Below are 19,416 nucleotides of genomic sequence, written 5' to 3' on the forward strand. Positions count from 1 at the left end.
GGTTTATTGCCGTTATTGGGGATCGTAGCCGAACCGCCGCAATTGCCGCTGGTCGTTGCGCCAGTCTTCGCTGACTTTGACGAAGAGTTGCAGGAAGACCTTCTTCCGGAGGAACTCCTCCAACTCCTCGCGGGCCTGCCGTCCGACCTTTTTGAGCTTCTCGCCCTTGTGCCCGATGAGGATTCCCTTCTGCGAGTTGCGCGCCACGTAGATCACGGCCGAAATGCGGTCGATGCCGGGCTCCTCGCGGTACTCCTCGATCTCGATTTCGCAGCTGTAAGGGATCTCCTTGTCGTAGTTGCGCAGGATCTTTTCGCGGATGATCTCCGAGGCGAAGAAACGCAGCGTCTTGTCCGTGAGCGTATCCTTCGGGTAGAAGGGTTCGCCTTCGGGTAGCAGCGCCAGAATCCGGTCGAACAGGCCGGCGATGTTGAATCCTTCCCTGGCCGAGATCGGTATGATTTCGGCGTCGGGCAGCGTCGCGCGCCACTTCTCGACGAGCGCTTCGAGCGCCTCCTGCGTCGAGAGGTCGATCTTGTTGACCACCACCAGCGTCGGCACTCCGCTCTGGCGGATGCGGTCGATGATCTCGGCCGCACGTTCGTCGTCCCGCTCGACGGTGTCGGTCACGTAGAGCAGCACGTCGGCGTCCGACAGGGCGCCGCGCACGAAATTCATCATCGACTCCTGCAACTTGTAACAGGGTTTCAGGATGCCCGGCGTATCGGAGAAGACGATCTGGAAATCGTCGCCGTTGACGATGCCCAGAATGCGGTGGCGCGTGGTCTGCGCCTTGGAGGTGATGATGGAGAGTTTCTCGCCCACCAATGCGTTCATCAGCGTCGACTTCCCGACGTTGGGATTTCCGATGATATTGACAAAGCCCGATTTGTGCATGAAATGCGGTTTATTAGGGTTCAAAGTTACGATAAATTCGAGAAAATTCCTTATGTTTGCAAAAGTTACTCGCTTAAATCGTATTGCCTATGGAGAAATAACGGGGATATATCCGGCTGCCGGCGTTCTTTTTTGCGGAAGTCGCGGGCGGACGGTCGAATCGAATCGATTTCCATGTGCCGTCACCGCACGAAAAGCGCCGGCACAAAACATATAAAAGCGCATCGGCTTTTCTTCTTACATTCAGAACTTGGACACTTTTGAATCACAAAGAGGAATTAAAGTTGATGCTCGTGCTGTTTTTCGGCGCGGGCATTTCTTTCATCTTTCTTTGTGGGCAGTCCAAGGCCTTGAATGTGGGTGAACGGAGTTTGCCCGCGTTTTTGTGTTATCTTGAATACATGTTAAAAAAGAAAAATAAGTCATGAAATTTTTTTTGCCCTTTGCGCATATATGGTGCTATGTGCCATTGGGATGCATTCATTTGCTCAAAATGTAATTAATCAAACGGTTATCGTGTCGGGAGATTCGAATAACGCATCGTCTTCGAACGACGATATCGGAGGCGTAGAGTTCCGCCGTATACCTTCCGATCGAAAAAAATGGTACTATTTCGAGTTTGAGAATTACCACTCTTTCCCTGTTACCGTGAATTGGCAGGCAAGCATATCGAGCGATAAATTCAGCCATTGGTATTCGTATGGCGATGTGAAGAGTGGGACTATTGTAATACCGGCCAATAGCAAGAAGAGAACGGCCGAAACATATAGTTATGGGTATGATTTGGATTTTATCAGAGTGCGCCGACTGTAACGGTGGAGCGGCATGTCGATTGCGTTCGCTCGTATCGCGATGGGATGAGCAGATGGGATGCCGGTGAAAGAATCCGTAACGGAAGAATCCGGCTTCCGCATGAAGCCGGATTCTTTAATTCGATCCGAAAGACGTGGGTTACCGACGGAAACCGCGCGGCATCTGGGGCAGCTTCATCTTACCGCCGCCGGCGACCATCTTCATCATTTTGCGCGTGTCGTCGAACTGTTTCAGCAGGCGGTTTACGTCGGCCATCGTCGTGCCGCTGCCTTTGGCGATGCGTTCGCGGCGGCGCGCGTTGAGGATTTCGGGGCGCTCGCGTTCGGCGGGGGTCATCGAGCCGATGATCGCCTCGGTCTGCTTGAAGACGTCGTCCGAAATCTCGACGCCTTTGAGCGCCTTGCCCATGCCGGGGATCATCGAAGCGAGGTCTTTGAGGTTGCCCATCTTCTTGATCTGGTTGATCTGCGCCAGGAAATCGTTGAAGTTGAACTGATCCTTGACGAGCTTCTTTTTCAGTTTGCGCGCCTCGGCCTCGTCGAACTGCTCCTGTGCGCGCTCCACGAGCGACACCACGTCGCCCATGCCGAGAATGCGGTCGGCCATACGCTCGGGGTGGAAGACTTGCAGGGCGTCCATCTTTTCGCCGCTCGAAATGAATTTCAGCGGTTTGTCGACCACCGAACGGATCGAGATGGCGGCGCCGCCGCGCGTGTCGCCGTCGAGCTTGGTGAGCACCACGCCGTCGAAATCGAGCCGGTCGTTGAACTCCTTGGCCGTGTTCACGGCATCCTGGCCCGTCATGGCGTCGACCACGAAGAGCGTCTCGCCGGGATCGACGGCGGCCTTGATCGCCGTGATCTCCTGCATCATCGCCTCGTCGACGGCCAAACGGCCCGCCGTATCGACGATTACGACATTGCAGCCCTTCTGGCGGGCGTATTTGATCGCGTTCTGCGCGATCTCCACGGGGTGCGTGTTTCCCTCTTCGGTGTAGACCTCCACGCCGATCTGACCGCCCAGCACCTTCAATTGGTCGATGGCGGCCGGACGGTAGACGTCGCCGGCGACGAGCAGCACATGGCGCCCCTTCTTCTCTTTGAGGAAGGCGGCCAGCTTGCCCGAGAAGGTCGTCTTGCCCGAACCTTGCAGACCGGCGATCAGGATGACGGCCGGAGTGCCTTCCAAGCGGATGTCGGTGGCCGTGCCGCCCATGAGCTGCGCCAGCTCGTCGCGCACGATCTTGGTCATCATCTGCCCCGGCTTGACAGCCGTCAGCACGTTCTGACCCAGCGCTTTCTGCTTCACCTCGTCGGTGAACGACTTGGCGACCTTGTAGTTGACGTCGGCGTCGATCAGCGCACGGCGGATCTCTTTGAGCGTCTCGGCGATGTTGATCTCTGTGATGCGGCCTTCGCCTTTGAGGATCTTGAACGACCGTTCGAGTTTATCTGTCAGGTTTTCAAACATGGTGTATGGCTTTTTACGGACCGGGAACGTCGGCGGGCCGGTATGGATCGCTCCGGCGGGACGGTACGGCGTTCGCGGCGGTTTTATCCCCGCAAAGATAGTACAAGCGGGGCATAGAAACAAATTTAGGCAGCTATATACGACTTTACACCTCATCGGTTTTCGAGCCGCCGCATCCGGTCTACCGCCGGAGCGTTCGCGGCGGAGGCCATTTCGTTCGGAAAAGCCCCTCCTCCGAGTGGGCGAAGAAAAAACGGACGGCGCCGAAAACCGGTGCCGTCCGCAGGAGCGGAGAAAAATTCACTTTCGTGTTCCTTTTCTCGCCTCGGCATAGCTCGAACTGCGTTCGGCTTAACGAAATGGTTCATTTCTGCCCGTAGTAGGCGTCGGGGCCGTGTTTGCGCCGGAAATGTTTCTCGACGAGCAGGGGGTCGATGCCGGCCGTCGGGTTGAGCAGTTTGGTGACGAAGGCCATTTTGGCGACCTGTTCCAGTACCGTCGCGTTGTAGACCGCTTCGTGTGCGTCGCGGCCCCATGCGAAGGGGCCGTGGTTCTTGACCAGTACGCCCGGCGTGTGGAGCGGGTCGAGGCCGCGGAACCGCTCGACGATCACGGCGCCCGTCTCGGCTTCGTAGTCGCCGTCGATCTGCGCGTGCGTCATATCGCCCGTACAGGGGACGGCGCGGTGGAAATAATCGGCATGGGTCGTTCCCAGCGAGGGGATGTCGAGTCCCGCCTGCGCCCATGTCGTAGCGTAGGTCGAGTGGGTGTGTACCACGCCGCCGATCCCCTCGAAGGCGCGGTAGAGCGCCAAGTGGGTCGGGGTGTCGGATGAAGGGCGGAGCGATCCTTCGACGACGTTGCCGTCGAGATCGACCACCACCATGTCTTCCGCTTTCAGGGCTTCGTACTCCACGCCGCTCGGCTTGATGACGACCCGTCCGCTCGCGCGGTCGATGGCCGAGACATTGCCCCACGTGAAGATAACCAGACCGTGACGTACCAAATCGAGGTTCGCTTCGAGAACCTCTTCTTTCAGATTTTCCAGCATCGTTTGCGTTTTATTCGGTCGTTTTCCCGCCTCGGCTTCGTCCGAACGAGTCGGGTTCGGCTCTCGGCGTAACGAAAACGTTTGTTTTTGTTTTCAGGATTATTCGTTTACTGTCCTTCCGGCACTGTGTTTTATGGCTCGTCTGCGATTTTACCCCGCAATCCGATTCCCGGTCGATCGACGATGCCGGCGGGGAAATCTTCTGTTCTGTGCGGAGGTCGCAGCTCGTACCGTTTCTGCCGCCGGAGGCGAACTGCCGGTGCGTTGCGCGGAAGTGCGGCAGACGTATTATTTCTTGTTCTTGTAGGCTGCGACGGCTTCCAGATAGGCTTCGGCCTTGTCGGGACAGTCGGTCGAAACGTAGGTGATGCCGTGGCGCGCCGCCCAGTCGATCAGTTCGCAGTCGTTGACCATCCAGAGTGTGGTGGCGATGCCGAGACGGTTGGCTTCGTCGACCAGTTCGGGACGGTTCATCAGGACGTTGAGCTGGTAGGAGAGACCTCCGTATCCCCGCTTTTTCGCTTCGGCGGGACTCATAGCCGCCATGTCGCTGCTGACGTAGACGACGACGGCGTCGGGTTGCAGGCGGAGCACTTCGTCGCAGGCGTGCCGGCTGAACGAGATGAATTCGATCTGCGGCACGAGCCGCATTTCGCGCGCCAGACGGAGGATCGCCTCCACGACCTGCGTCTCGCGTTGCGGCGTCGCGTGTTTCTTGATTTCGAGGATCAGTTTGGTCGACGGGTCTTTCTGTCCCTGTGCGAAGAACTCCCGGAGGGTGGGGATTTCGAGGCCGCCCGGCAACTTCACTGCGCGGATTTCGGCGAAGCGGTTCTTCTGCGCATGAAGTTTCGTGTCGAGAATCTTCGGCCCGTGATAGACGATCAGCGAGTCGTCGGCCGTCATGTTGACGTCGAACTCCACGCCGTAGACTCCCAGCTTCTGGGCGTTGCGCAGGCTCGATACGGTATTTTCCCACGATCCTTCTGCGGCATGGAATCCGCGGTGTGCGACCACTTGGGGCTGGGCGGCGAGCATCAGCGTGCCCGCGGCGAATCCGATTGTCAAAAATAATTTTTTCATACGGTTGCGTTTATTCGGTCTTTTACGTTCGGTCGAAAACGGACCTTGTCTGGTCGGAATCCATGTCCGTTTTCCGGCGGATGTCCGGATTCGGTACGAATCGTGTCACAAATATATACATATTTTCGTTTCGTTAAACAGGTATTTTCTTTTTGGATGATAAATTTTGTTTATAGTGATAATTTTCTTCGGTTTTGGATGCGGATGTCGTCTAAACGAAAGAGATCGCAGACTGTTGCAAGGAAGTCCGCTGCGGTTGTCCGGATTATCCGGATCGTCGGTCGGGGAGGAGCTGCGCTTCGGACTGGGGCTGTCGGGGGGGGCTTCGCGTGAATTGGATTCCGCGTCCGGTACGTTTTGCGAAAGGCATGTTTTCGTTCGGACGTGCTGCGCCTCGGCGGAGTTCGAATAAATTTGGTTCTGCCCTCGGCTTGCACTATCTTTGTCGGGGAATTGAAAAGATGAGATCATGCTGAGTATTGCCGAACGCCGTAAGTATATTCTCGATTCGCTGAATCGTCACGGATTCGTTCGTGTGGCCGATATGGCCGCCGAGATGAACGTGACCAAGGCGACCGTCCGCAAGGATATGGAGTTTTTGGAGAGCAGGAACCTGCTCTACCGCACGCACGGCAGCGCCAGTCCGGTCAATCCGTTGGTGCAGGATGTCAGCGTGCATGTCAAGAGCGCCGTCAACAGCGAAATCAAACAGAAGATCGCCGTGGAGGCGGCCGGGCTGATTTGTCCCGACGATTCGGTCTTCATCGCTTCGGGGTCGACCGTCTATGCCTTTGCCGAACGGATACGGCCGGTCGGGCATCTCAATGTAGTGACGCCGTCGCTGCGCGTGGCGATGCTGATGAACGAGTCGGAGGAGACGACGGTGACCGTGCTCGGAGGCGTGCTCTACAAGAAGTCGCTGTCGGTGCGGGGCGAATATGCGGCGCAGGGATTCGAGAATGTGATCTGTTCGAAACTCTTCTTCGGCGCGGACGGCATCGATTCCAATTTCGGCATCACCTGCGCCACGGCCGAAGAGGCCACGCTGACGCAGAAGATGATGCGGGCCTCGGCCAAGAGCGTCGTGCTGGCCGACTCGTCGAAATTCGGGCGGCGCGGTTTCGGCCGGATATGTTCGATGGAGCGGATCGACTGCATCGTTACAGACGACGGTATTTCGGAGCAGTACCGCAGGCTGATCGAGGAGGCCGGAGTCGATCTGATCGTCGTGAAACGCTGAGGGATTTGCCGGCGACCGAGCGGGCGTACGGGTGCCGTGGTAAATAAAAATGACCGGAATCCTTCAAAAGATTCCGGTCATTTTTATTTACTGGAAACGGTTACTCTTTCACACAGCGGACGGGTATTCCGCCTGCGATGAAACTCTTTCCGGAATTAGAGAACATGGTCGTATAGGTCGTAGCGGCGGCCGTAGCCTTGTAATACATGATTTGGAGAATATTGGCCTGGTTCGTCGGCGCCGTGGCGCTTGCGGCTTTGGCATAGGTTCCTACCTGTTTGAGCATGCCGCTCACATCGCGCCAGCCGGAGCAGGGATAGAACGCTTCGTTCAGCGTGACGCCGAAGGAGCCTGCGGACGACGTTACGTCGGCTTTGGCGAACCCTCCCCATGCCTCGGCGCTGTCGACGGGGACTTTATACCCTGCCGGACACGGATCGTAGACTGATTTCCGACCGGAGACGGCACCCCACAGATCGCTGAAATTGCTCAGATCGCTGTTGAACCACGTGGAAACACCACTGTTACCTACGGAAGCTACATATTTGATAAAAGTCGTCGGATGCTGCACGGCGTATGCGACGCAGTCGATAATGGTGTTGTCGTCGTTGCCGATTACGTCGAATGCGTAGGCCGTCTGGTCGATCGTATTCTTCTCGTAGGCGGCCGTTTGAGTTCCGAAGGCCGCGGTTTCGCTGGCGCCGCCTATCGGGGCGTCTTTGCCGGTGTCTTTCGCCCCGACGAACGGGTCTTTGCGTCCCCATTGGTAGTAAAGACCGTAGGAGGAGACGTCGCCCGGAGTGACGGAGGTGGCGCCGAGGTTGCGGTCGAGGATCGTGCAGCCTGCGGCGGCTTCTTTCTCGGCCGGCGCGTCGGTACGCCAGATATGCCAGCTCCATGCGACCTGCCGGTTGACGAGGGCGGCTATCACGGCGTTGCCCTTGGCGGCGCCTGCCGTGAAATAGACATAGCCGTCGACACCGTCGACAGCCGAGCCGTCACCCTTGACGGCCTTGAATTTGTAGTTGCCGGGGGCGCTGACGATGAAACAGTTGGCTGCCGCACCCAGGTCGACGGCGCCGGGCAGTTCGTCGAAGCCGACGTTCGACACCACTCCCGTTTCGTCCTGCCACAGCCAGTCGCAGGCGGCTTCGGCAGTCGACTGCGGGGTGAAGGCAAGGGTCGGGTATTCGTAAATCTTGCTGCGCAGCAGCGTCTTCGGGGTGTCTTTGTTGACGACCTGCGTCATCACGCTGCCGTCGTCGGCGACGAAATCGATCGTGTAGCCTTTGGCATAGGTCTGAGGCGGAACGACCATGTAGAATGTCTGGGGCGTGGCCGAGAGTTGTACGCCGCAGGTGAGCGAGACCTCTTCGACTGTCGATTCCGAGAAGTCGGCCTCCATGTAGGCATCGCCCGAGATGTCGAGCCGGAAGTCGCCTGCGACGGGTTCACCGTCATTTCCGCGAAACCGGATCGCGGCCAGCGTCCGACTGCCCGTGAGCGAGAATTTGAGGATGGGAAAAATATTCTTGAAAGAGAGCCGCACCTGTTCGGAACCCGAATCGGGCGTTTTGGCGATCATCATGCCCAGATCCTTGAACAGGAAGGGGTGGCTTTGCTGTTCGGGCAGCGTCATCCGGATGTGGGTGCGGCCGATCTGCCATGCGTCCGTGCTGACGCTGCGGTAGGGATAGACGGCGACGTAGGTATCCGAGGCGAGCGGCGTGACCGCGCTGGTGCCGGTGAAGGTCGCCGTGGTGTTGTCGATCGATTCTGCGCTTTTGACCACGTAGAATTCGGGCGTGACGAACTGGATGGAGGGTTGCAGACCTTGTGCGACGCTGTCGGCGAGTTCCTGCACCCGCCGGTCGAAGGCGCCGGTCATGTAGAGGGCTACGGCGTCGTAAAGATCCCATTTAACGAGGCTCGAATTCCCCCCCCCTCCGGCTTCTTCGTCGAGGTGCGTGCGGGATTCGGGTGCCGAAGCGTCGATCGTACCCAGGAGGGTCATCGCCGATCGCGGAGCGGTCGGCGGAAGTTGTGCCGAGGGTTCGTTGTCTTTCTGACAAGAGGCGAGGATCAATCCTGCCGCTGCCAATGCGAGGTAGGTTTTTCTCATGGTTTCGTGCGGTTGCGGGTTATCCCCAGATCTCTTTTTCGATGTCATACTCTTCATTGTCGCTCTCTCCGGCCCAGGAGCCTTCGAATCCCCGTTCCACGGCGACGTCCGTCGCCTCGATTCGTGGAAGCACATAGACGGCTTTCTCTTTTTCGTGTTTCATAGAATGTAATTTAAGGAGTGGATAATATAAAGGAGTGGTCGGGCGCAGAGTCCCGTTGTTCGGCAGGGTCGGCATGGCGGAGCGGTTGAGGGTTGTTCGTCGAACGGCAGGCGGATTCCGGCCGGTTCATTTACAAATTTACGGAAAAATTCGAGAATATTCCGATCGGTCGCTGAAAAGTCTGTATTTTTCGGAATACGGTTCGTTCCGACGCCCGTGGAACGGAACGGACGGCAGGTCAGAGCAATCCCGCTTCGTAGTAGCGGACGATCTGTTCGAGCAGGCGGTCGTCCCCTTCGGCGTCGTACTCCGATTTGAGGTCCTGCCCGAAGACGCGCGACAAGGTCTGCCAGAATCCGGCCACGAATCCGCCGCGGAATTCCCGCAGTACTTCGTAGGCGGTGTAGTCCGTCTCGCGGTCGATGAGTTTGAGCAGTACTTTGCCTTGCGTGCGGGTCATGTGTTTGACGACGGGCGTGTACTCCTCCTTGATTTGGCGATAGACGCCCCTGATGTAGGCTTTTTGCGCCTTTTTGGTCGGTAGGCGTTGCAGCTCGGCCTCCATTTCGGTCATGCGCGCCCTGGCGATCTTTGCGACGGGATAGACTTTTTTGACGGCCGCGACCAGTTTGCGGTAGCGGCGCAGGTCGGCTCCGCGGGCGAAGACCCACACCGGGCGAATGCGGACGTGGGGAATCGTATCGCCCGCGACGACCTGCCACTCCTGACAGGCGACGCCCGGAGGCTGTTGCGCTCCGATCCGGAGTGCCGGGAGTATCGCCGCCAGCAGAAAGAGAAGGTACTTTTTCATAGGCCCCGAAAAATTTCTACCTTTGCAAATGTAACGATTTTTTGGTTTAACGAAATAACGAAACGGAATAATGGAACTGAAAAAGGGATTGTCGTCCCAGAGCTCGGTGACGGTATCGGCCGGAAATACGGCCGCTGCGATGGGTTCGGGCGATCTGGATGTTTTCGCCACGCCGGCGATGGTGGCGTTGATGGAGAATGCCGCGATGAAGGCCGTCGCCGATGCGCTGCCGGAAGGCTCGACGACCGTGGGGGCCGAGATGAACGTGACGCACATCAAGCCTTCGGGGCTCGGCGCCGAGATCGTGGCGACGGCGGTGCTGACCGGAGTGGAAGGGCGCAAGCTGACCTTCAACGTCGGTGCCCGCGACGCCGAAGGAATGATCGGCGAGGGCATCCACATTCGTTATGCGGTCGATCGGCGTCGGTTCATGGAGAAGGTAGGGAAGTAGTGCGAAGCGTACCGCTTGGCCGGATGATTTCCGGCGCTTTTACTCTCAGCCGGCAGATCGGTCAGGTTCGATCGGAAATGAATAAATGCGGATAAACAAGAATTCGTTTATCCGCATTTTTGTTGAGCTATCGGGACTCGAACCCAAAATTTCAGAACCAAAATCTGACGTGTTACCATTACACCATAGCTCAATCCGTCGCTCGAAAGCTGTGCAAAGGTATAGTAAAGATTTCAATATTGCAAAATTTTTTTGTCCGACATCGCGTGTCGCCTGCGAATCGATTGCGCCGGCAGCCGTCGGGAGAATCCGTTCGAGAAGCAGGGGGCGTGTGGCGGGCTGTTTGGCCTGAGGTTTCATGCAGGCGGCCGCATCCCCGAAAGGTGCGGCCGTGCGGTTTCGTATGCGCCGGTTTATTCGGACAGTTTGTCCCGAATACGCTCGGCGGTACGGTCGACGGTCTCTTGTACGGCGTCGGTCGTCCGGCGCAGCCCCGCCTTGGCCGACCGTTTGATTCGTGCGGCCTTTTCGTTTCCGCAGCGGGTCGCCCGGTCGATTTTGTCCGACAGCAGATTCATCGTCTCTTTCGCCTCTTTGGCCATTCGGTCGATGCCGGCGTTGATCTTTTCCTTGTTCATTGCGAGGAGTGTTTTTTTGAGGAACGTGCCAGAAGCGATGCGATCCAGAGCAGGACGACGGCGCCGATGACCGATGCGATCAGGCTGCCCAGCGTCCCGACGGCGACCAGCCCCAGCAGCGACAGAATCCAGCCGCCCAGAATACCGCCGACGATGCCGACGATCAGATTGACGACGAGCCCCGAACCGTGTCCTTTGACCAGAAGATTGGCCAGCCAGCCGGCGACGAGCCCGATAAGCAGATACCAGAGAAAATACATAGTACGAAAATGATTGGTTTCGTAGACCGATTGCAAAAAACGTTCCGTTTCCAACCTCCGGTTTCTCGCCTCGGTATAGTCCGGACGAGTTCGGCTCTGCATTCGGCCTGACGGGAACATTCCGTTCTGCGGGGTATTCGCCTCATACCGACGGATATTTCCTTCGGCGGTGCGCAGAATGCCGGAGCGGAGATTTATCGTGCGGCGCGGCGGACGGAAGGCGGGTTTTCGGCGGCTACCGGCTGTTTTTCAACTGTGTCAGCGCCTTCGCCAATTGGTCGGGGCAGGAGGTGCCCCTGCCGCCGCAGTCGATGCCGCTCAGGCGGGCGATCGCTTCGTCCACCTCCATGCCGGCGATCAGTGCGGCGATGCCCTGTGAGTTGCCGTGGCAGCCGCCGATGAATTGCACGCGTTTGACACGATCGTTTTCAACGGTGACGTCGAGCAGCTTCGAGCAGGTTCCGCATGTCGTGTAGACGAGGTTTTTCTCCATGATTCGACTCTTTGCAGGGGCTTGTCGCCCGCAAAGATAGCGCTTTTCGCTGAAAATCGTCCGTCCGTTTTGCTATCGCTTGTAATAGGAGGCGTCCAGACCGAGCGTGAAGTCGTCGCGGCGGCGGAAAGCCAACAGGGCGAGTCCTGCGGTCAGCATGCCGTTGAGCAGGAAGGGCACGCGGTCGCCGTGCAGTGCGGTGAGACGGGTGAAGGTGTCGATGAGGAAGGGACAGAGCATGATGGCCAGGTAGTTGACCGCCATGACGAACGACAGTGCCAGCGTCGCCGCGCGTGGCGGAGCGATGATGGCGGTCTTGTCGTAGATGAGCGGCTGCATCAGTCCGTAGCCGAATCCCGCCAGCGACGCTCCGACGACCAGCATCCCGCGGTCCCGGAAAATCCCGAAGCAGAACAACCCTGCGCCGATCATGGCGATAGCGGCGACGTTCGTATAGCCTTTGAAGATCCCGATGATGCGGTCGAGAATCAGTCCCGGAGCCATGATTGCGAGGAAGAAGAGCGAAATCAGCACACCCGAAAAGGTTTTGGGCAGATGATATCCGTCGACCAGAAACGCGGCGTAGAAGGTGATCGTCAGTGCGGCGTAGGTGATGAAAAAGTAGAGCGCCATGAGTCGGACGAGCTTCGGGCGATCGATCGTTTTGTTGCGCATCTGGTCGCTGGCGGCCGGTTCGGGCGTCGAACGCTGCCGATGCAGGAACGGCGAGAGGACGAGCGAAACGGCCGGCAGCGTGTAGACCAGAAACGAGAGATGCCAGTCGATGTTGGCGAGATAGCCCGAAAGCGCCGTGGCGAGTACGAGCGTCAGATTGTTGATCGAGGAGCTGTATCCCAACTGCCGGACGCGGTACTCTCCGGTGAAGTAGGCGACGACGAGTCCTGTCGAAAGCGGGATGACCATACCGGCTCCGATGCCGAGGATGCAGCTGACGAGGATCAGCGCCGTGATGTTGCGGATGAACAGGCAGGCGATGCCGCTCAGCAGGAAGATCACGAGTCCGACGACCAGAATCCGCAGTTTGTCGCGGCCGACCGACAGTTTTCCCGACAGCAGCACGAACGGGATGATGAGCAGCGAAGGCAGCGAAGTGAGCATCTGGATTTCGAGGTCGCTCGCCGAAGGGAAAATCGTATTCAGGTCGCCCAGAATCGGTGAAACGGCCAGTCCGGGCAACGACGTTACGGCCGATACCGACCAGATCGCCAATAGCACCGGAAGCGAGATCGTGCCTTTGCCTGTGGATATTTTCATGGTGACGGGGTTTGGTTTTCTCGGGCGGTGTCGCAACCTTTATGCCAGCGTCTTCGGCTGACGGAGGCCGCGGTGTTTGCAGGCGGCGTCGGGTGCGGAAAATGGAAGAGAATCGGTGTTTTCGGCAGACAGGGGGCCGGGAGGCCGCCTCTTTCTGTCGGATTCGGCAGCACAATCGTATCGGTCGAGGCTTCGGCATCGTTTCGATGCGCATTCCGGCAGACGAAATTGCCGACTGCCGGATGACAGCCGTCCGGTACGGATATGTAAAAAGCAGCCCTTTCGGACTGCTTCGGATAAATGTTACGACTCGGTTACGAGCGGTTCGGCGTTTAATACTCTTCCTCGTTGAAGAAATTTATCAATATTGATTATCAATATATTATGCAATAATCAATGAAATTTGCGCAAACAAACCGCACCGTTTGAGACGGTCTGAGGCGACAGGAGGAAAAGACAAAAAATCGCAAAACGTACAACCGTATCGTAAAACTTCATAAAATAAAAAGGGGGACATTGGAGCTATAAAACCCACTGACATTACAAAAAGAGGCAACATTCAATGGAAAACATGGCCATTTTCCCGAATAATGATAGTATCTTTGAATGGTAAATAAATATGTTTAAGTCATGAAAACCAATCGGGAAGAGATTCTGCAAAATGCCCTGCAACTCTTTATGTCGAAGAATTACGAGGGAGTCAGCCTGCAAATGATCGCCCACAGCGTCGGGCTGACCAAAACCGGGATCTTCAACTATTATCCCACCAAACTCGACCTCTTCATCGCCGTGGCCGACCGCTATCTCTTCCATCTCCAGGATCCTGAAAACAAATTTGCACCTTCAGACGGGTCGCTGCGCGATTTCATCGACAAATACGTCGAGGGTGTGGAGCGCACCATGTCCGAGATCGTGCGGCTGGGCAATATTCAACGCGAGAAAATGCCCGGAGAGTTGGCCAATGCCGGTTACTTTCACCTCTTCCAGCAGGTGCTCTTCTATTATCCCGACGGCAAGCACAAGCTCCACGAATGGATGGAAAAGGAGTTCCGGCTCTGGTGCGACGTCATCGGCCGAAGTGTCGAACACGGCGAACTGCGTGAAGAGATCGACGTTCAAGAAACTGCCGCTCTGTTCCGGCAGGTATTCATCGGACTCTCATACCAAATGTCTTTCTCCGACGGCCTCGATGTCGGGATTCTCCGAAAGCGTTTCCTCTATATATATGGTCTGCTGAAGCGCTGAGCAGGCTTTCAGCAGTTTTTTTCACGATTTGGAGCAAAAATATGACCACGCGGTCATATTTTTGCTTTTTTATGCTATCTTTGTCTCCATGAAAACTGACCAACCGGTAATTTTTATGGAAAATAAACCTTTCGAACGCATCCAAAGGAGTTTCAACTACACTCCTGAGAGCATCTTCACGAACCAATGGTCGAACCTGGCCTTTGGCGTGGGAATGATTGTCATTCCGGCCCTCTTTCCCTTCGGCCTTCGTATCCGCCACCTGCGGATTCTCTCGCCGGCAGTCTTTTCGACCATTCTGATTGTAGGCGGCGTGCTGCTGCTCTTCTTCACCTGGCGGAGCATGCGAAATGCCCGGGCCTTGAAAGCCGTCGGAGGAAAGATCACCGTAGACGGCACGCGCGTAACCTACCCCGAGGTCGAAAAGGGGAAGGTCGAATACCGCTCGTTCCTCACCTCCGACATTGAGTATGTGAAGGATGACGAGGAAGAACACCAGTGCAAGGTCAAGACGCCGGACAACTACATCATCTTCGAGGCCAAATATTTCGATTCGTGGGAGGAGTTCGAAGCCTTCCGTTCGCTTTTGGGATAAAAAACAATAAACAAAAAACATACGGATATGATGATCAAACTGACGAAAATTGCCGTGGCGATTGTTGTCGCCGCCTTGACGCTTACGGCCTGCGGCTCGGGCGAAACCTTCCCGATGGCCTCCGCCGAGGGACTTGCCAAAATCAGGGAACTCGTTGCGGAGCATGTGGACACTTCGAAATACAAGATCTACGAGGTGGAGTGGCGCGAGGACAACCGTGACCGCCAACTGGAGAACATCCTCACGTATATCGACGTCTATTATATCGACGCCGACAACAACAACTACCACCTCGCGTTCCAACTCACCAACGGGAAGTTCGAGACCGACGGCCCGGAGCAGAACGATCGTCAGACCAACTCCTACGCCTGTTCGACACCGCTTGACCTCGCGGCCATCGACTTTGACTACCTTCAGAAAATCGGCGAAGCGGCGGATGCGCTGGTGATGTCCGATGAGGAGGGCAAGAAGCTGACATTGAAGTCGGCCGGGATGTTCCGTTTCCGGGTCTGGCCGGTGTCGTTGAGCAACGTCGACCGCTGGAACCGCAGCGAGGAGTACCGTGCGGAGTCGCAACAGATGCAGGTGCAGTTCGAACTGAATTACGTCGACGAGAGCGAGTCGCCCGAATACCAGGGCCGCTTCACCGTGACGAATTACTACACCGTGGCCTTTACGGCCGACGCTGCGGGCGAGGTTGCCATCGACGATTAGCTGCGCAGGGATGGGACTGATGGGCAGCGCCCCGCCGACTGCGGGAGCGGACTCCGGACGACTCTTTGCGGCCGGAGTCACCTACATCTGCTGCGGAGCGTGGCCTTTGGCCTACGACTGCTTCGTACGTTGTGCGAACGGGGATGCTCCAACGCGCTACAATCTGGCCTTGTGCTGCTTCCATGTAGGGTGGTACGAAGAGAGCTACCGGCTGCTCGCAGAAGCCGAACGGCTGCTGGACGACAAGCTGGGCAAAGGCTCCTGCCCGGGAGTCCCGTCCATGTCGCGGCGGCAGCCTCCCGAGGCCTTCCGCCACTGGGATGCCGCGAGCGAATTGCCCCGCTGTCCGCTGCTTCCCGAGACGCCGCGCGACGATGCCCTCACGCTGATCCTCCGCCTGCGAGCCGAGGCTGCCTTCCGGCTGGGCCGCTGCGAGGAGGTGCGGACGATTGCCGCCCGCCTCGGACTCCGATACGAACATCTTGAAAACCTGCTCAAAACGATCGACCGATGACACCGCTCCGGGAACTCTACGACCTTTATTGCTATCCGAACCCTGCAAAGGAGGAGCGCCGGCGGCAACTCCTTGCCGAGATTCCGACCGACGCACGCGACGAGGACAACTACGGCCGCACATCGCTGCATATTGCGGCGGAATTTGCCGACTACGAGGCCATCGCTTCGCTGCTCGACCGCGGGGCCGAGGTGAACGACCGCGACGAAGAGGGGCACACGCCGCTCTTCCGCCTGGCCTCACGCCGCAGCAGGGTACCCGCTCTGGAAGAACCGATTGCCTCGGCGGCTCGGCGGCTGCTGGAACGCGGTGCGAACCTTCCGCGCTCGGCACGCGGCACGACGGCGTTGATCGAGGCCGTGCAAAACCGCCACCACGCGATGGCCGCCGTGCTGATCGACTCCGGGCAGCGGCTCGACTCCGCGAACAGCTACGGCGACAATGCTCTGCACATCCTCTGCCGCCGCGCCGCCGATACCGCAAGGGAGATCGCCGGCAAGGAGCGTTTTATCGCCAGCTTCGGCGAACGATGGGTCTCGGAGAAGCAGCAGCGGGAGGCCCGCGAGGAGCTGGAGGAGCTCCAGGCGGAACAGATGCATTGTTATGCGACGGCGGCACTGCTGCTCCACAGCGGGCAGATCGACCCCGACGAGAAGAACTCGGCCGGTCGGCGTGCGTTCGACCTCGCCATGGAGGGCGGAGCCAAATGGGTGGGCGCCCTGCTTTCGGGTGAGGATCCGTTTGATGAACTCACGATGGAGACCGGCGGGATGAACCTCTTCCAGGCGCTGCGAAAAAGGGATCGGAAAGCACTGGAAGCCCTGCTGCAGGCAGGTGTCGATCCCGATGCGGAGTGCGACGACCGCGAAATGAACGACTGGACGGGCAAAACGCCGCTGGTCTGTGCGCTGGAGTGGGGCGAGACCGAAATCGCGGCGATGCTGCTCCGGGCCGGTGCCGACCCCGACCGGCGAACGGCAAAGGGGATGTCTCCCTTTGCCGTCTGGATCGAGCAGGGTTGTCGTATTTCGGACGGCATGGAGCGATTTGCCCCACTCCTTGATCTCTTCGAACAGCGGGGATGGCATCCCGACGCTCCGCAAACGGGGAAAGATGAACGGGCCCTCATGCTGGCATGCCAGCATGATGACTACGAACTGGCCATCTGGGCCTTGCGGCGCCTGCTTCAACGAAAGGTCGAGGTGAATGCCCGCGATGCGATGGGCCGCACGGCCTTGATGCATCTGTTGGGCCCGCACAGCGCCGGGCCGTATCAGTCGGAGATGCTGGAACAGCTGTTAGAGGCCGGTGCCGACCCTTGTGCCGCGGACAACGAAGGGCGCATGGTGCTGCACTATGCGGCCGAGGGCTACAAACATGCGGCGGCGCGGCAAGCAGCCGAACTGCTTTTCGAGTTCGGCCGGCCCGACGTCTCGGCTGCCGACAATGGGGGGCGCACGCCGATAGACATCGCCATGCGCAGCAACAACGAATCGCTTGTGAAATTTTTGCTGAAACACGTCTGAAATCAACGCTATGGATACCTTCCAGACCTTTCTGAACGCCTGCCGCAACGGGCAGAAGAGCATCGCCAAACTTCTCCTCGAACGGGGCGGCATCGACCTCAACCGGCGCGATGCCGAGGGCAACACGGCACTCCACTACGCCTGCCGCGAAGGATTCCGCGATCTGGTCGTGCTGCTGCTGGAAAAGGGAGCCGATGCCTCGTCCGTAAACAACCGGGGCGAAACGCCCCTCCACACCGCCGCCCGGAAGGGAAACCGCGAGATCCTGGCCCGACTCCTCGATGCCGGGGCCGATCCGGATGCCGCGGACCGGGAGGGCTGCACGCCGCTGATGCGACTTGTGGAGAACCGCCGCACGGATGCCGCTCTGTGGCTGATCGACCGCGGGGCCGATACCGAGGCTACGGATCAGACGGGACACCGCGCGCTGGATTATGCCACGGCACACGGACTGACGGAGGTGGTCGCACGCCTCACGCAAACCGATGCGGCAGACGGCATGGCGCGTGATGCCAAGGGCAACACGCCGCTTCACCAGGCCGTCTACAACGATCAGGCAGAAGTCGTGCGCACGCTACTTGCGACCTCGAAAGCGCAGCTCGATGCGCCGAACGATGCGGGCGAAACGCCGCTGCTGGTGGCGTGTGGACGTGGGAACCTGCACATAGCCCGGATGCTGCTCGACGCCGGAGCCGACGCTTCCCGTGCGCTGCCCAACGGGACAACGCCGCTGCATTGGGCGGCACAAGCAGGCAACCGCTTTCTTGTGGAGGCGCTGCTCGGGGCCGGTGCGGCGGTTGATGCCCGCAACGGAGTCGGCGAAACGGCCCTGCTCGTGGCGGCACGCGCCGGGAACAACGAGGTGGTGCGTCAGTTGGTGGAGCACCATGCCAAAGTCAATGCGGCGGACAACCTCCAGCACACGGCGCTCTACTATGCCGGCGAGCGCGGCTTCACGGAGATCGTCGAATTGCTGCTCACGGCCGGCGCCGAAGGATAAAATGGATCGAAAACCTTAAAACATACCGAACATGGCAAACGAGAAGATGAAACCCCAGAGCCCGGAGGAGATTGCCCGGGCGGCGCAGGAGGCGGCTCTGGAGCAGATGCGCGCAATGATGGGCTCGATCCCGGAGATGCCCGGAATGCCCGACATGGGCGACATGCAGGCACAAATCATGGCCCAGATGCAGGCTGCCGTACCCGATCTGGCCGGGATCCAGGCGCAGCAGGCTGCGATGGGAACGCTCGGCGGAGTGGATGCCGCCGCCGTGGCCGATGCGGCACAGCACAACATGGCGCAGGCCGCCGCAACGATGCAGGCGATGCAGGACGGGAGTCTCGAAAAGGAGTTGCGCGAGGCGAATGCCGCAGCGCTCGACTGGCTGGGCGAGGACGGCGGCTGGGAGATCAGGCACGCCGCGACGTGCCGGCTGACTACGGAACAGCGTCGGCTGATGGCCTTTGCCGCACCGTTGCTGGTCTACAACGACGAGGAGGTGGATGCCGTCGAGAGCGAGGTCCTGCCCGAAACCTACCGCGCGCAACTGCAGAGCTGGTGGAACATTACGGACCGGGGCTCGACGCTCGGGATTGTCCGGTGGCTGCTTCACGAAGGACACCATGCCGATGCCGACGCGGCGCTGACGCTCATGCGCGGTGGCCAGCCCGATGCGGGTGATCCCGAGGAGAAAGCCGAGGATGTGCAGTTGATCGCGGAGTTTATGATCGAGAACGGGTATTGCACGGCCGAAACGCTTCCGCGGACGGTCATCGCGTGGGATCTGGTCCGTATCGCCAACCTCGGGCGCTGGGCCCTTCACTCCGGCTACCTCTCCGAAGAGGAGATGTGGCAGGTGATGCAGGTGGCAGCCGATGCCGCCCGCGAACACTTCGCCTCGTGGGAGGAGTATGGACGCAGCTTCGCCATGGGCCGCGGTGTCTGGCACGGCGACGAGGAGGATTGCCAGACGGCCTGGGAGATCGTCACCGCGCTGCTCGAAGAGGAGACCTCGCCGTGGCGGCAGATTGCGTGGAACGCATAGCCACACGACA

20 protein-coding genes and 1 tRNA gene are annotated in these 19,416 nt (G+C 58.7%); 9 read left to right on the forward strand and 12 right to left on the reverse strand.

Annotation, left to right across the window (positions count from 1 at the left end; genetic code table 11):
• Positions 1-12: 12 nt before the first annotated feature.
• The 4 genes from era to FMF02_RS10605 all read right to left on the reverse strand — a co-directional run bounded on the left by era (position 13) and on the right by FMF02_RS10605 (position 5,314).
• Complete coding sequence (gene era / locus FMF02_RS10590) at positions 13-897, reverse strand: GTPase Era (RefSeq protein ID WP_141413122.1); 885 nt, start codon at positions 895-897, stop codon at positions 13-15.
• A gap of 951 nt (positions 898-1,848) precedes the next feature.
• Positions 1,849-3,180 carry a signal recognition particle protein gene (ffh, locus tag FMF02_RS10595; protein WP_019129821.1) on the reverse strand — a complete coding sequence of 444 codons (1,332 nt, stop codon included), beginning with the start codon at positions 3,178-3,180 and terminating at the stop codon, positions 1,849-1,851.
• A 364-nt stretch (positions 3,181-3,544) separates the two neighbouring features.
• The gene (locus tag FMF02_RS10600; protein WP_141413123.1) at positions 3,545-4,231 is read right to left on the reverse strand and encodes an L-ribulose-5-phosphate 4-epimerase; all 687 of its coding nucleotides are present in this window, start codon (positions 4,229-4,231) and stop codon (positions 3,545-3,547) included.
• A 288-nt stretch (positions 4,232-4,519) separates the two neighbouring features.
• On the reverse strand, positions 4,520-5,314 hold the full coding sequence (locus tag FMF02_RS10605) for a glycerophosphodiester phosphodiesterase (protein ID WP_141413124.1): 795 nt from the start codon (positions 5,312-5,314) through the stop codon (positions 4,520-4,522).
• Positions 5,315-5,783: 469 nt separating this feature from the next.
• Between FMF02_RS10605 and FMF02_RS10610 the strand changes: the two genes are divergently transcribed.
• Positions 5,784-6,554, forward strand: a complete 771-nt coding sequence (locus FMF02_RS10610; protein ID WP_141413125.1) for a DeoR/GlpR family DNA-binding transcription regulator — start codon at positions 5,784-5,786, stop codon at positions 6,552-6,554.
• A gap of 100 nt (positions 6,555-6,654) precedes the next feature.
• On the opposite strand, the gene FMF02_RS10615 is transcribed toward FMF02_RS10610, so the two are convergent.
• From FMF02_RS10615 to FMF02_RS10620, 3 genes are all read right to left on the reverse strand, one after another.
• Entirely contained in the window at positions 6,655-8,676 is a 2,022-nt protein-coding gene (locus tag FMF02_RS10615) for a hypothetical protein (protein WP_141413126.1), read from the reverse strand.
• Positions 8,677-8,695: 19 nt separating this feature from the next.
• Positions 8,696-8,839, reverse strand: coding sequence for a hypothetical protein (locus FMF02_RS13690; protein WP_019129815.1), 144 nt, complete (start codon positions 8,837-8,839; stop codon positions 8,696-8,698).
• A 238-nt stretch (positions 8,840-9,077) separates the two neighbouring features.
• Positions 9,078-9,650: a DUF4294 domain-containing protein gene (locus FMF02_RS10620; protein WP_019129814.1), complete on the reverse strand. Its 573-nt coding sequence runs from the start codon at positions 9,648-9,650 to the stop codon at positions 9,078-9,080.
• 70 nt (positions 9,651-9,720) lie between these two features.
• On the opposite strand from FMF02_RS10620, the gene FMF02_RS10625 reads away from it, so the two are divergent.
• Entirely contained in the window at positions 9,721-10,101 is a 381-nt protein-coding gene (locus FMF02_RS10625) for a thioesterase family protein (protein ID WP_019129813.1), read from the forward strand.
• A 122-nt stretch (positions 10,102-10,223) separates the two neighbouring features.
• On the opposite strand, the gene FMF02_RS10630 is transcribed toward FMF02_RS10625, so the two are convergent.
• The 5 genes from FMF02_RS10630 to FMF02_RS10650 form a co-directional block, all read right to left on the reverse strand.
• Positions 10,224-10,294, reverse strand: a tRNA-Gln gene (locus FMF02_RS10630).
• Between the two features lie 220 nt (positions 10,295-10,514).
• Positions 10,515-10,739: a hypothetical protein gene (locus FMF02_RS10635; RefSeq protein ID WP_141413127.1), complete on the reverse strand. Its 225-nt coding sequence runs from the start codon at positions 10,737-10,739 to the stop codon at positions 10,515-10,517.
• Complete coding sequence (locus tag FMF02_RS10640) at positions 10,736-10,999, reverse strand: GlsB/YeaQ/YmgE family stress response membrane protein (RefSeq protein ID WP_141413128.1); 264 nt, start codon at positions 10,997-10,999, stop codon at positions 10,736-10,738. Before FMF02_RS10640 ends, FMF02_RS10635 begins: the two co-directional genes overlap by 4 nt.
• Before the next feature lie 235 nt (positions 11,000-11,234).
• Positions 11,235-11,492, reverse strand: a complete 258-nt coding sequence (locus FMF02_RS10645) for a TIGR03905 family TSCPD domain-containing protein (RefSeq protein WP_019129810.1) — start codon at positions 11,490-11,492, stop codon at positions 11,235-11,237.
• Between the two features lie 72 nt (positions 11,493-11,564).
• Positions 11,565-12,767 (reverse strand): MFS transporter, encoded by a 1,203-nt coding sequence (locus FMF02_RS10650; protein ID WP_019129809.1) that lies wholly within the window; start codon positions 12,765-12,767, stop codon positions 11,565-11,567.
• Positions 12,768-13,397: 630 nt separating this feature from the next.
• Between FMF02_RS10650 and FMF02_RS10655 the strand changes: the two genes are divergently transcribed.
• From FMF02_RS10655 to FMF02_RS10685, 7 genes are all read left to right on the forward strand, one after another.
• On the forward strand, positions 13,398-14,012 hold the full coding sequence (locus FMF02_RS10655) for a TetR/AcrR family transcriptional regulator (protein WP_141413129.1): 615 nt from the start codon (positions 13,398-13,400) through the stop codon (positions 14,010-14,012).
• A gap of 115 nt (positions 14,013-14,127) precedes the next feature.
• A complete protein-coding gene (locus FMF02_RS10660) occupies positions 14,128-14,607 on the forward strand; it encodes a hypothetical protein (protein ID WP_141413130.1) in 480 nt (159 codons plus the stop codon).
• A 27-nt stretch (positions 14,608-14,634) separates the two neighbouring features.
• On the forward strand, positions 14,635-15,321 hold the full coding sequence (locus tag FMF02_RS10665) for a hypothetical protein (protein WP_087262644.1): 687 nt from the start codon (positions 14,635-14,637) through the stop codon (positions 15,319-15,321).
• Between the two features lie 10 nt (positions 15,322-15,331).
• Positions 15,332-15,835, forward strand: a complete 504-nt coding sequence (locus tag FMF02_RS10670) for a hypothetical protein (protein ID WP_141413131.1) — start codon at positions 15,332-15,334, stop codon at positions 15,833-15,835.
• Positions 15,832-17,361: an ankyrin repeat domain-containing protein gene (locus FMF02_RS10675; RefSeq protein ID WP_141413132.1), complete on the forward strand. Its 1,530-nt coding sequence runs from the start codon at positions 15,832-15,834 to the stop codon at positions 17,359-17,361. Before FMF02_RS10670 ends, FMF02_RS10675 begins: the two co-directional genes overlap by 4 nt.
• Positions 17,362-17,371: 10 nt before the next feature.
• Positions 17,372-18,361 carry an ankyrin repeat domain-containing protein gene (locus FMF02_RS10680; protein ID WP_141413133.1) on the forward strand — a complete coding sequence of 330 codons (990 nt, stop codon included), beginning with the start codon at positions 17,372-17,374 and terminating at the stop codon, positions 18,359-18,361.
• A 31-nt stretch (positions 18,362-18,392) separates the two neighbouring features.
• Positions 18,393-19,406 carry a DUF1266 domain-containing protein gene (locus FMF02_RS10685; protein WP_141413134.1) on the forward strand — a complete coding sequence of 338 codons (1,014 nt, stop codon included), beginning with the start codon at positions 18,393-18,395 and terminating at the stop codon, positions 19,404-19,406.
• The last annotated feature ends 10 nt before the right edge of the window (positions 19,407-19,416 follow it).

This window comes from Alistipes communis (genome assembly GCF_006542665.1).
In the GTDB taxonomy this organism is placed as follows: domain Bacteria; phylum Bacteroidota; class Bacteroidia; order Bacteroidales; family Rikenellaceae; genus Alistipes; species Alistipes communis.